The 12,314-nt window shown below is 67.9% G+C and carries 10 protein-coding genes; 7 read left to right on the top strand and 3 right to left on the bottom strand.

Annotated elements, in window-relative coordinates; translation table 11 throughout:
• Positions 1-37: 37 nt before the first annotated feature.
• The 3 genes from nudC to mutY are packed head-to-tail and all read right to left on the bottom strand — an operon-like array spanning position 38 to position 3,350.
• Entirely contained in the window at positions 38-916 is an 879-nt protein-coding gene (gene nudC / locus E5673_RS05310) for an NAD(+) diphosphatase (protein ID WP_136191359.1), read from the bottom strand.
• A 5-nt stretch (positions 917-921) separates the two neighbouring features.
• Positions 922-2,274 (bottom strand): serine hydrolase domain-containing protein, encoded by a 1,353-nt coding sequence (locus E5673_RS05305; protein WP_136189218.1) that lies wholly within the window; start codon positions 2,272-2,274, stop codon positions 922-924.
• A gap of 17 nt (positions 2,275-2,291) precedes the next feature.
• Positions 2,292-3,350, bottom strand: a complete 1,059-nt coding sequence (gene mutY / locus E5673_RS05300) for an A/G-specific adenine glycosylase (RefSeq protein WP_247599590.1) — start codon at positions 3,348-3,350, stop codon at positions 2,292-2,294.
• Between the two features lie 26 nt (positions 3,351-3,376).
• Between mutY and E5673_RS05295 the strand changes: the two genes are divergently transcribed.
• The 7 genes from E5673_RS05295 (at position 3,377) to E5673_RS05270 (ending at position 12,201) form a co-directional block, all read left to right on the top strand.
• On the top strand, positions 3,377-3,940 hold the full coding sequence (locus E5673_RS05295) for a DciA family protein (RefSeq protein WP_247599589.1): 564 nt from the start codon (positions 3,377-3,379) through the stop codon (positions 3,938-3,940).
• Complete coding sequence (locus E5673_RS05290; RefSeq protein WP_136189216.1) at positions 3,940-4,605, top strand: thioredoxin domain-containing protein; 666 nt, start codon at positions 3,940-3,942, stop codon at positions 4,603-4,605. The genes E5673_RS05295 and E5673_RS05290 overlap by 1 nt, the downstream gene beginning before the upstream one ends.
• Positions 4,606-4,631: 26 nt before the next feature.
• A complete protein-coding gene (locus E5673_RS05285) occupies positions 4,632-5,372 on the top strand; it encodes a thioredoxin domain-containing protein (protein ID WP_056051660.1) in 741 nt (246 codons plus the stop codon).
• Positions 5,373-5,636: 264 nt separating this feature from the next.
• Positions 5,637-9,023, top strand: coding sequence for a chromosome segregation protein SMC (gene smc, locus E5673_RS05280; protein WP_136189215.1), 3,387 nt, complete (start codon positions 5,637-5,639; stop codon positions 9,021-9,023).
• Positions 9,024-9,056: 33 nt separating this feature from the next.
• Positions 9,057-9,233: a hypothetical protein gene (locus E5673_RS19610; protein ID WP_165895133.1), complete on the top strand. Its 177-nt coding sequence runs from the start codon at positions 9,057-9,059 to the stop codon at positions 9,231-9,233.
• 218 nt (positions 9,234-9,451) lie between these two features.
• The gene (locus E5673_RS05275; RefSeq protein ID WP_136189214.1) at positions 9,452-10,696 is read left to right on the top strand and encodes a putative DNA modification/repair radical SAM protein; all 1,245 of its coding nucleotides are present in this window, start codon (positions 9,452-9,454) and stop codon (positions 10,694-10,696) included.
• A 119-nt stretch (positions 10,697-10,815) separates the two neighbouring features.
• Complete coding sequence (locus E5673_RS05270) at positions 10,816-12,201, top strand: UdgX family uracil-DNA binding protein (protein WP_136189213.1); 1,386 nt, start codon at positions 10,816-10,818, stop codon at positions 12,199-12,201.
• Positions 12,202-12,314 lie beyond the last annotated feature (113 nt).

Raw genomic sequence — 12,314 nt, 5'->3', positions numbered from 1 at the left:
TATACCCCGCGCCGTCCATCCGAAGCTGACGCAGCGCCTATTCCCCCGCCCATTCCTTCAGCAGCGTGTACGCGATCGCATAAGGCGGCGGCGCCACGAACGGCCCGTCCTCCCCGCGCAATACCGCACGCACCATCTCGCGCGGCACCCACATCGCATCCTCGAGCTCGTTCACGTCGAGCGTGATTGCATCATCCTCGGCCTCGGCGACACACGCCATCATCAGCGAAGACGGAAACGGCCAGGGCTGGCTCGCGACATAGCGCACCTTCCCGACCCGCACGCCCGATTCCTCGAGGATCTCGCGCGCGACGGCTTCCTCGATCGACTCGGCCGGCTCGACGAAACCGGCCAAGGCGGAATACCGCCCCGGCGGCCACCCCTTGCCCCGCCCGAGCAGCGCACGCCCATCATGCTCCGCGATCATGATCACCACCGGATCGACCCGCGGGAAATGCTCGGTCCCGCAGTTCGGACATTTCCGCGCCCACCCGGCGCGGAACATTTCGGTCGGCGATCCGCACTTAGCGCAGAAGCTATGACGCACATGCCAGTCGATCACACTCCGCGCACCAGCGTACGTCGCCGCCTCACCCGGCGCGAGCGCGGCCAGCACCGCCATCAGCGCAGGCGACCGCATCGCCGGCGCGTTGTCGACGCGCATGCCCGCCAGCAGCGCCGCGAAATGCGGCCGCCCGGTCTCGTCGAGCCCAAGTAGGATCGGCTCGGCATCGTCGGGCATATCCGCCATCGACGTCCAGGCAAGATGCCCGTCGTCGGTCGTGCCCGGCAGCAACCCGTCAAGCACCAGCAACCGCGCACGCCAATCGCGCTGCGCCGCCGCCAGCCCTTCCGGATCGTGGCGCAGCGCATCCGACCGGTCGAGCGTCCCACCCGTGAACCCAGGGGCCTCCATCACGCTCATCGGCGCAACCTCGCCGCATCCTGGAGCAGCGCCGCGACCACCTGCTGGCGGAGCGGTATCCGGTCCGCCGGGAAGTAATTGACCATCACGTTGCCGCGCGAATGCTTCGACGGATCGACCCATGCGATCGTGCCCGCCGCACCACCCCAGGCATAGGTGCCCTTGCCCGGCCCGTTCGGCGTATCCACGAGGACCACGGAGCCGCCCGCGCCGAAGCCCATGTTGCTCCCCTGCGTTCCCCCGGTGCCGCCACCGACTCCGCCGAACACGACGCCCGCCGGCAGCAGGTTCGATGTCGCCAGCGCGATCGTCTCGGGCTTCATCACGCGGACGCCGTCGAGCGTGCCGCCGTCCTGGATCATATGCAGGAACCGGTCGTAATCGCGCGCCGACATCACGAGGCCGGCACCGCCATACGGGAAGCTCGGCTTCTGTAGGAACACCGACGTCGCCGCCGGATCGAGCGGCGTCCGCGTGTCGCCGACGAACGCATAGTTGGTCGCCAGCCGCCCGACCTCGCTCTGCGGCACCTGCCAGAAGCTCGACTTCATCTTGAGCGGATCGAACAGCCGCGTCTGCACGAACCGCTCGAAGCTCATACCGCTAGCGACCTCGATCACGCGGCCCATCACGTCGAGCCCGATCGAATAGCTCCACTTCGTCCCCGGCTCGGCGATCAGCGGCAGCGTCGCGACGCGGTTCGCGAACTCCTCGAGCGATTTCGGCCGGACGGGCCGCATCTTCTCTTCCATCGCCGCGCTGACCGACAGCGGCAGGATGCCGAGCCGCTCATATTCCTTGAGCAGTGGCCCCTTGGTGACGATCGTGTAGCCGAGCCCAGCCGTATGCGTCAGCAGGTTGCGGATCGTGATCGGCCGCGTCGCCGGCCGCGTGGCGAGCGACGTGTCGGGGCTGGTCGCGACCCTCATGTCCTTGAACGCGGGGATGTATTTGCTGACCGGATCGTCGAGGTTGAGCTTGCCGTCCTCGACCAGCATCATCGCCGACATGCCGGTGATCGGCTTGGACATCGAATAGACGCGCCACAGCGAATCGGGGCCTGCCGCCGGAGCATTGGGGGCGTCGCTGATCTTGCCCGCCGACGGAAACAGCGTCGGCCCGTCGCCAGCCCCGAACGCGCCAACGATCCCGGGCATCTTGTTCTGCGCGACATAGCTGTCGAACAGCGCGGACGTGGCAGGCAGCAGCGCATTGACCGGGATCGTCATCCGCGGCGTCGGCCGAGCCTGCGGGCTGACCTGCGGACGCGGCTGCGCCTGCTGGGCATAGGCCGTGGCGGCAGCCAATGCGGCAAGGCCCCCCGTCGAAATCCAGTGCACCAGTTTCATGCAGCTCTCCGTATGGCCTAGTTTCGTATGGCCCAGTTTCGAATGGCCTTACCGGCCTTGGCGAAAACGGTCGGGAGCCCGGCAGTATCCAGCTCGTCGACCGGCCACCATTCGCTTGCCGTTGGAACGCGCGGTTGATGCGCCTCGACCGTCGCCACCGCAAGCGTCAGTTGCAGATCGAAATGCGTAAATCCGTGTGCGACGGTCGCGTCCAGCATCCGCCAATCCGCCTGCGCCGGCGCGTCCTCGAAACCGAGCGCAACCTCACCCCAAGGCCCGGTCGGAAACGCCCGCATCCCGCCCAGCAGACCCTTGTCCTGCCGCCGCACCAGCAACACCTGCCCGTCGCGCTCCAGCCAGAAGATCGTTCCGTACCGCTGAGGCTTGGCCGCCTTCTTCGCCTTCACCGGCAACCGCTCGGGCGCGCCCTGCTTGAAGCCTTCGCAAAACGTGCGGATCGGACACAGCAGGCACTTCGGCGCGCGCGTCGTGCAGATCCCCGACCCCAGATCCATCATCGCCTGCGCGAAATCCCCCGCGCGAGTATCCGGCGTAATCGAATCCGCCGCCACCCGAATCGCAGGACGCGCCGCGGGCAAAGGCGTCTGAATCGCGAACAGCCGCGCAACCACCCGCTCGACATTCGCATCGACCACCACTGCACGCTCGCCAAACGCGATCGCCGCCACCGCTGCCGCAGTATATGCGCCGAGCCCCGGCAAAGCGCGCAGCTCCACCTCGGTCCGCGGAAACTCCCCGCCATGCTCGGCGACCACAGCCTTCGCCGCCTTCACCAGATTGCGCGCCCGAGCGTAATAGCCAAGCCCCGCCCAAGCCGCCATCACATCGGCATCGTCCGCCGCCGCCAGAGTCGCAAAATCCGGCCACCGCGCCGTCCACGACAGGAACCGCGGCGTCACCGCGGCCACCGTAGTCTGCTGCAACATCACTTCCGACAGCCACACCCGGTACGGATCGACCGCATCGTCCGGCTTCGCACGCCACGGCAGGTCGCGACGATGCGCGTCATACCAGTCGAGCAGGGCCCCGGAGACCGAAGAGCGCTTGGCGTTCACGCATCGCCTATGGCATGGGTTCGCAGATGAGCAAGCCGCCCGTTTCTGCGCCTAAACCTGCAACGCCCAAGCCGGCGACGAAGCGCGTGAAAGGCAGGACCGACCCCGACGCCCCGCGTGAGAACCGCTCGCGCGCGGTCGCCGAGCTGTTGCCTGCGATCGGCGGCGCAGCATTCCGGCGATTCGGCTTCGTCCAGTCGTCGATCGTCAGCCGCTGGCCAGAGATCGTCGGCGCCAAACTGGCGGGCGCGAGCATCCCCGAATCGATCCGCTTCCCGGTCGGCAAGAAACAGGACGGCGTCCTCACGCTCACCGTCCGCGGCGCGCACGCCCCGATGATGCAGCACATCGCGCCCGAGATCATCGAGCGCGTGAACCGCTTCTTCGGGTACGCCGCCATCGTGAAGGTCGCGATCCGCCAGGGCGAGGTCGCCGCACCCGTCCCACGCAAGGCGCCCCCTTCGTTGCGCCCAGTCCCCGTCGATCTCGGTATGAGCCTGAAGGGCATCGCCGATCCGGAACTGCGCGCCGTCCTCGAATCCCTCGCCGCCGGCGTCGCCTCGACGCACGGCCTTCCCAGGATCAACTGATGCGCGTCCTCCTTGCCGTCTTCGCCCTCTTCCTGCTGACCGGTGCCGCGCCCAAGCGCGACTGGTCGCAAACCGCGCGTATCCTCCCGTCGGGCGCGTACCTGATCGGCAACCCCGCCGCGCGCGTGAAGCTGGTCGAATATGCGAGCTACACCTGCTCGCACTGCGCCGACTTCTCGGTGAAGTCCGAACCCGTCTTGAAGCGCCAGATGATCGCATCGGGCTCGACCAGCCTCGAAGTCCGCCACTTCATCCGCGACCGGCTCGACCTGTCGGCAGCAATCCTCGCCCGCTGCACCGGCCCGAAAGGCTTCTCCGCCACCTCGTCCGCGATCTTCGCCGCGCAGCCGCAATGGCTCGAGCGCGGAATCGAATTCCAGCAGGGCAACGCCGCGCGCCTCGCCATGTACCCCGCCGCGGCCCAGATCCGCGCCAACGCCGACGGCTCCGGCCTGACCGCGTTCGTCAAGGCGCGCGGGCTCTCGGACGCCGCGATAAACGCGTGCTTCGCCAACCAGCCCGAGATCGACCGCATCGTCAAACTGACCGCCGACGCGCCGAAGGAGATCGACTCGACGCCGACCTTCTACCTCAACGGCAGACTCGTCCCGCATGTCGGCTGGGAACAGCTCGAACCCGCGCTCCGCAAGGCCGGCGCCCGCTAATTCACGTGATCCACTGGAGTAACCCGATGAAGTTCCTGACCACGCTCGCCGTCCTGCCGCTCGCGCTCGCCGCCTGCTCGAAGAACGATTCGACCGGCAACGTCGACCAGCCCGCCGCCGCACCGGTAGCAGCCGCCGCAGCCCCCGCCGGCCAGAACTGGACCGAGACGGTCGTGAAGACCCCCGAGGGTTACCTGATGGGCAACCCGAACGCGCCGATCAAGCTCGTCGAATACGGCGCACGCTCGTGCCCGACCTGTGGCGCGTTCGGTCGCGAAGCGTACAAGCCGCTGACCGAAAAGTACGTCTCGACCGGGAAGGTCAGCTTCGAATTCCGCGACTTCCTCGTCCACGGCGCACCCGACGTGGCGCTGACTTTGCTCGGCCAGTGCGGCGGCGTCGCGCCGTTCTTCCCGATCCTCGAGCAGATGTACGGCAACCAGATCGCCTTCCTCGACAAGCTCCAGGCGATGACCCCCGACCAGCAAAAGGCGCTCGCCAACCAGCCGCCGACGGTCGTCGCGACCAAGCTCGCCGAACAGATGGGCGCGATCGATTTCGTCAAGCAGCGCGGGATCCCGGAAGCGAAGGCGCGCGCGTGCCTCGCGGATCAGAAGCAGCTCGAAGTGATGGCCAAGCCGACCGAAAACGCGATGCAGGCCGGGACGGTCACGGGTACGCCGACGTTCCTGATCAACGACAAGAAGCTCGATCAGGTCGTGAGCTGGGATCAGATGGAGAAGGCACTGAAGGCGGCTGGGGCGTAAGCATCCTCCTACCCCACGGAACCACCACCCCGGCGAAGGCCGGGGCCCAAATGGAATGGTGGAAATAACGAAGCGCAACCTTCGTTAGCACCGCCCCCCAATTGGGCCCCGGCCTTCGCCGGGGTGGTGGAGTTTTGACTAGCGGCAGCTCCTTATTGTTCTCCCGCGAAGGCGGGAGCCCAGTCTGGGTCCCCGCCTTCGCGGGGAAACAACAGCGCAACGGTCCGGGATAACAGCAACATCAGTCGTCGGGGGGCGCAAGAAATGCAGATCAAGCGCCTCCGCATCACCGGCTTCAAGAGCTTCGTCGACCCGGCCGATCTCCGCATCGAACCCGGCCTAACCGGCGTCGTCGGCCCCAACGGCTGCGGTAAATCCAACCTCCTCGAAGCGCTCCGCTGGACGATGGGCGAGGCCAGCGCCAAGTCGCTGCGCGGCGCCGGCATGGAAGACGTCATCTTCGCCGGCACCGCCACCCGCCCCCCGCGCGACTTCGCCGAAGTCTCGATCCTCGCCGAAATAGCAGGCGACGAACGCGAGATCGTCCGCCGGATCGAGCGCGGCGCCGGCTCCGCCTACCGGATCGACGGCCGCGACGTCCGCGCAAAGGACGTCGGCCTGCTCTTCGCCGACGCCGCCACCGGCGCGCACTCCCCCGCGCTCGTCAGCCAGGGCAAGATCGGCGCGGTCATCGCCGCCAAACCGGCCGACCGCCGCGCGATGCTCGAGGAAGCCGCCGGAATCGCCGGCCTCCACGTCCGCCGCAAGGACGCTGAGGGAAAACTCCGCGCCACCGAAGCCAATCTCGCCAAGCTCGACGAGATCATTGCCGACCAGGACGCGCGCGCCGCCACGCTGAAACGCCAGGCCCGCGCCGCCGAACGCTACCGCCTGATCTCCGCGCAGATTCGCGTCGCCGAAGCGCGCACGCTCTTCGCCCGCTGGCGCGAAGCCGCCACCGCAGCCGACGCCGCCAAGGCCGAAGCCGCCGCTGCCGAAACCCGCGTCCACTCCACCACCGCAGCCGAACGCGCAGCCGCCGAAGCACAGCATCGCGCGATCGAAGCCGTCGCCACCGCGCGCACCGCAGCGCTCGCCGCGCGCGACCTGGTCGGCGATCTCGCCCACCGCCTCGCCGCACTCAAAACCGAGAAGGCCAGTGTCGAGCGGAGGATCGCCGACCTCACCGACGCCCGCGCCCGGATCGCCGACGACCGCGCGCGCGAAGGATCGCTCGCCAGCGACGCCGCCGCCGCGCTAGCCCGCCTCGCCGACGAGGCGAAGGCGCTCGACACCGCGATCGCCGATGCCACCGCCGCGATCCCCAATCTCGACGCCGCACTCGCCGAAACCGAACGCAGCGCCCGTGACGCCGAGGTCGCGCTGGCCCAGGCGCTCGCCACGCAAGCACGCGACGCCGCCGAAGTCCGCGTCGCCAGCGCAGCCCTCGCCGCCGCCCGCACCCGCGCCGACCGCGCCGATCGTGACGCCGCGCAGATCGCCGCCGCCCTCCGTGTCCTCGGCGACCCCGCGCCGCTAGCCGCAGAGCGCGAAACCGCCGCCGAAGCCCGACGCACCGCGACCGCCGCCGCAGAGTCCGCTCGCCAGGCCATCACACAAGCAGACACCGACGAAGCCACCGCGGCCAACGCGCGAGACGCCGCCGAAACCACCCGCGCCACCGCCCGCGCAGACCTCGCCGCAATCGACAGCGAAGTGACCGCGCTCACCAAGGCAACACAGCGCAGCGGCCGCGACCGGCTGCTCGACCACGTCTCGGCCAGCACCGGCTACGAACGCGCGCTCGCCGCCGCGCTCGGCGACGATCTCGACACCAACCTCGATGCATGGGCGGGCGCCGAGCCTCGCGAAGACGACCCCGCCGCGCCCGCCGACGCCGAACCGCTGGTAAAACATGTCGACGCGCCCCCCGCTCTCGCCCGCAGGCTTGCGCAGGTCTTCGTCGTCGACACCGACGGCCAGCAACCCCTCGCCGTCGGCCAGCGCATCGTCACCCGGGACGGCCACCTCCGCCGCTGGGACGGCTTCACCGCGACCGGGACCGGCGCGGCCGCCGCCGAACGCCTCGTCCGCCGCAACCGCCTCGCCGCACTCCAGGCCACCCGCCCCGCTGCGGCCAAAGCACTAGACGACGCCGAACGAACACGCGCCGCGATCGACGAGCGGATCGCCAATGCCCGAGGCCAGTCGCAAACCGCCCGCGCCGCCCTGCAGCGCGCCGAAACCACCGCGCGCGACGCCCTCCGCCAGGAAGACCGCGCCGCCGCCGCGCTCGAACGCCTCGCCACCCAGCGGGCAGACCTCGACGTCCGCGCCCACCGCATCGCCGACGACGTCGCCGACGCGCACGCCGACCGCACCCGCGCCGAAGCCGCGATGGCCGCCGTCCCCGACGGCACCGCCAACGCGCGCGAGGTCGCCGCGCTCCAATACGATGCCGAGCGCGCCCGCGCCGCGGTCGCGCAAGCCCGCGCCGATCGCACCACGTTAGACCGCAGCGTCGCCACCCACCGCGAACGCCTGTCCGCAGCCCAAGCCGACACCCGAAGCTGGCGCGCCCGCGCCGGTGAAGCCGCCAAGCGCATAGCCGCCATGGACTCACGCGAAACGACGCTGGGCGCGGACCTCACCGCGATCGCCGCTCGCCCCGCCGCCCTCGACGCTGAAATCGAGACGCTCGACGCCGAACACCAAGAAGCGCGCACAACCGCCGACGCGCTCCTCGCCACCGAACGCACCGCGGAAACCACTGCCCGCACCGCCGACGACGCCCACCGCGCCGCCACCGAAGCGGTTGCCGTCGCCCGCGAAGCCCGCGCCGGCGCGATCGCCCGCGCCGAAAACCACGAGGCGCGCCGCCTCGATCTCGGCCGCCTCTCGGGCGAGCGCTTTCAGTGCCCCGCCCCGGTGCTCCCCGAACGCCTCGGCTTCGCGGTCGCCGACGTCCGCGCGCCAGCGGAAGAGTCCGCCACGCACGACCGCCTCACCACCGACCGAGAGCGGATCGGCCCGGTCAACCTCGTTGCCGAAACCGAACTCGCCGAACTCGAAGATTCCGCGCGGGGCAATGCGGTCGAGCGCGACGAACTCGGCCAAGCCGTCAACCGCCTGCGCGGCTCGATCGGCACGCTCAACCGCGAAGGTCGCCAACGCCTGCTCGCCGCGTTCGAAGCCGTGAACGGCCATTTCCAGCGCCTCTTCACCACGCTCTTCGACGGCGGCGCCGCGCATTTGGAACTGATAGACTCCGACGACCCGCTCGAAGCCGGTCTCGAGATCATGGCGCAACCACCCGGCAAACGCCTCCAGTCGCTCACCCTCCTGTCCGGCGGCGAGCAGGCGCTGACCGCGGTCGCGCTGATCTTCGGCCTGTTCCTCACCAATCCCGCGCCGATCTGCGTCCTCGACGAGGTCGACGCGCCGCTCGACGATGCGAATATCGAGCGCTTCTGCGACCTGCTCGACCGGATGTCTCGCGACACTGACACGCGCTATCTCGTCGTCACGCACAACGCCGTCACGATGAGCCGCATGCACCGCCTGTTCGGCGTAACGATGATCGAACGCGGCGTCAGCCGGCTGGTCTCGGTCGACCTACAAGGCGCGACCGGACTCATTGCAACGGCGTAGGGAGACAATCCCCGTTCGCGACGTTGATCCTCGATGTTCCTCGACGAATCCAGCATCTGGCCGCGCAAGGAGGACCTGCCTCCCCGCAAGCCCGTGTATCGTCACGAGAAAGCACTGACCCGCCTGATCTTCGTCTATCTCTTCCTGTTGCTGCTCCTGCCCGTGAGCCTCGGCGGCATGGTCGACCTGATCCGTTATCTGTTCGGCTGACTTTCGGGTGTCCTACACAACCCGATCCTGCCACCGTCGTGAATCCGCAATCGTCCACGTCTGGGCTTAAGTGCAGACATCGGAAAAATGCTCCCAGCGTCTGCACTTTGTGCACTTCCAGCATCGGGGCCGACCCGAAAGGTGGCGAGTACAACGACATAGCGACAAGTTGATCTCCATCACTCGACACCCCTTTTCGCGGAACGTAAGACGAACGAATGGCCCAACTCGACACCCGTGAAAAGCTCGAGATCCTCGCCGACGCGGCCAAATACGACGCGTCGTGCGCGTCGTCGGGCACGACCAAGCGCAATTCGAAGGATGGCAAGGGGCTCGGCTCGACCGAAGGCATGGGCATCTGCCACGCCTATGCGCCCGACGGCCGCTGCATCTCGCTGCTGAAGATCCTGCTGACCAACAGTTGCATCTTCGACTGCCATTACTGCATCAACCGTAAGAGCTCGAACGTCCGCCGCGCCCGCTTCACGGCGAAGGAAGTCGTCGATCTCACCATCGCGTTCTACAAGCGCAATTATATCGAGGGCCTGTTCCTCTCGTCCGGCATCATCGCGTCGTCGAACTACACGATGGAGCAGATGGTCGAGGTGGCGCGCAGTTTGCGCGAGGATCACCATTTCCGCGGCTACATCCACCTCAAGACGATCCCCGACGCCGATCCCGAACTCGTCCATCAGGCCGGGCTGTACGCGGATCGCGTCTCTATCAACGTCGAACTCCCGACCGCAAACGGCCTCAAGCGCCTTGCCCCGGAGAAGGACGGCGTCCGCATCGAGACCGCAATGGCGGAGGTGAAGGCCTCGATCATCGACGGCAAGGACGCCAAGGCTAAGTACAAGTCCGCGCCGAAGTTTGCCCCTGCTGGCCAGTCCACCCAGATGATCGTCGGAGCAGATGCGGCTACGGACGGCGACATAGTGCGGAAGGCGTCGACCTTGTACGACCGCTTCGGCCTGCGCCGCGTCTATTATTCCGCATTCAGCCCGATCCCCGACGCGAGCGCCGTCCTCCCGCTGCAACGTCCGCCGCTGATGCGCGAGCACCGGCTGTACCAGTCCGACTGGCTGATGCGGTTCTACGAATTCCAGCCGCACGAGGTCGTCGCCGCCGCCGATGACGCCACCGGCATGCTCCCGCTCGACATCGACCCCAAACTCGCCTGGGCGCTCAAATTCCGCGGCTCTTTTCCGGTAGACGTCAACCGCGCCCCCCGCGAAATGCTCCTCCGCGTCCCGGGACTGGGCGTAAAGGCAGTCAACGGCATCCTCACCAGCCGCCGCTGGCGCCGCCTGCACCTCGCCGATATCGCAAGGTTGACGGTATCCGTGGGTAAGCTCCGCCCCTTCATCATCGCCGAGGACTGGCGCCCGGTAGCACTAGCGGACAAGGCCGAACTCCGCCCGATCGTCGCCCCGAAACCCAAGCAAATGGAAATGTTCGCGTGACCCGCGCGCACGACCTGCTCCCCTCCCTGAAAGGGAGGGGTTGGGGGTGGGTCGGCCCGAGGCACGCGCAGCATTCCCTCAAAAGCAGCCCGCCCCCTTCCTTCCGGGGAGGGGTGTAGATGCGCGTCGTAACCCTATCCGAACCAGACGACTTAGACGGCTGGCGCGACGCAGCGCGTGGCCTGATCGCCGAGGACGTCCCCCCCGACGACGTCGTCTGGCAAGTCGGCGACGAGCCAGTCGACCTGTTCGCAACCGTCGCCGAACCCGCCCCTGCCCCGCCCCCCGGCGCGTTCTCCGTCCCCCGCGCCTTCATAGACCTAGCCCGCAGCGCCATCCTCGGCAGCGACCCAGAACGGTTCGCCCTGCTCTACACGCTGCTTTTCCGCCTCCGCCGCGAACAAAAACTGATCGAGGACCGCGCCGATCCGCTCGTCCGCCGCCTCGACCGGATAGCCAAGGACGTCCGCCGCGACATCCACAAGATGCGCGCCTTCCTCCGCTTCCGCGAGGTTGAGGAGGACGGCGGAACCCGCTTCGTCGCGTGGTTCGAACCCGACCACCACATCGTCCGCGCCAACGCAGCCTTCTTCGTCAACCGCTTCGCCAGCATGCGCTGGTCGATCCTAACGCCCGAAGTCTCGATCCACTGGGATGGCAAGGCACTCAGCGAGGGCCCCGGCGCGAGCAAGGCCGACGCCCCCGACGGCGACCCGACCGAGGAAGTCTGGAAGACCTATTACGCCAGCATCTTCAACCCGGCGCGCGTCAAGATCGGCGCGATGCTGAAGGAAATGCCCAAGAAATACTGGAAGAATATGCCCGAAACCGCACTGGTGCCGGGCTTGCTTGCAGCGGCGCAAGCAAGGGAGAGCGGCATGATCCAGAAGGCGCGCGACAACGTTGGCGGCAACAGCTTGATCGCATGGGAAGCCCTGCGCGACGAGGCCGCCGGCTGCACCCGCTGCCCACTCTACAAGCCGGCGACGCAAACCGTGTTCGGCGAAGGCCCGGTCGACGCCCCACTGATGTTCGTTGGCGAGCAACCCGGCGACCAGGAGGATATCGCCGGACGCCCATTCGTCGGCCCCGCTGGCCAGATGTTCGACAAGGCGATGGCGGAAGCGGGCGTCGACCGCTCGCGCGCCTACGTCACCAACGCGGTCAAACACTTCAAGTTCGAACAACGCGGCAAACGGCGGATTCATGCCAAGCCCGGGGCGGGCGAGATCGACGCCTGCCGCTGGTGGATCGAGCAGGAGCAGATGCTCATCAAGCCGAAGGTAACGGTGGCGCTGGGTGCGACGGCAGCGCGGTCGCTGTTCGGTAAGGTCATGACGATCGGGCGGGAGCGTGGCCGGGCGTTGCAGTTGCCGGATGGCGGCGAGGCCTGGATCACGGTGCATCCAAGCTATCTGCTCAGATTGCCGGATCCCGCGCAGGCGGCGGAGGAATATGCGCGTTTCGTCGAGGACTTGCGGACGGTCGGCGGCCGGATTGCTTGATCATCGAATGAGCAAACTTCACGCTCCTTATCTCCGTCATCCTGACGAAAGTCAGGATCCAGAGCCACACAGCGCAACGCCCGTTACCCTGGTTCCTGACTTTCGTCAGGATG

Source organism: Sphingomonas sp. PAMC26645 (genome assembly GCF_004795835.1).
Lineage (GTDB): Bacteria > Pseudomonadota > Alphaproteobacteria > Sphingomonadales > Sphingomonadaceae > Sphingomonas.
Note: the sequence above shows the minus strand (reverse complement) of the source record. Positions and strands in the feature narration are given on the sequence as shown.

Coding starts and splice junctions, on each gene's coding strand:
- E5673_RS05270 (WP_136189213.1), top strand. CDS start 10,816: ATGCGCGTCGTAACCCTATCCGAACCAGACGACTTAGACGGCTGGCGC.
- E5673_RS05285 (WP_056051660.1), top strand. CDS start 4,632: ATGAAGTTCCTGACCACGCTCGCCGTCCTGCCGCTCGCGCTCGCCGCC.
- E5673_RS05295 (WP_247599589.1), top strand. CDS start 3,377: ATGAGCAAGCCGCCCGTTTCTGCGCCTAAACCTGCAACGCCCAAGCCG.
- E5673_RS19610 (WP_165895133.1), top strand. CDS start 9,057: ATGTTCCTCGACGAATCCAGCATCTGGCCGCGCAAGGAGGACCTGCCT.
- E5673_RS05275 (WP_136189214.1), top strand. CDS start 9,452: ATGGCCCAACTCGACACCCGTGAAAAGCTCGAGATCCTCGCCGACGCG.
- smc (WP_136189215.1), top strand. CDS start 5,637: ATGCAGATCAAGCGCCTCCGCATCACCGGCTTCAAGAGCTTCGTCGAC.
- E5673_RS05290 (WP_136189216.1), top strand. CDS start 3,940: ATGCGCGTCCTCCTTGCCGTCTTCGCCCTCTTCCTGCTGACCGGTGCC.
- nudC (WP_136191359.1), bottom strand. CDS start 916: ATGGAGGCCCCTGGGTTCACGGGTGGGACGCTCGACCGGTCGGATGCG.
- E5673_RS05305 (WP_136189218.1), bottom strand. CDS start 2,274: ATGAAACTGGTGCACTGGATTTCGACGGGGGGCCTTGCCGCATTGGCT.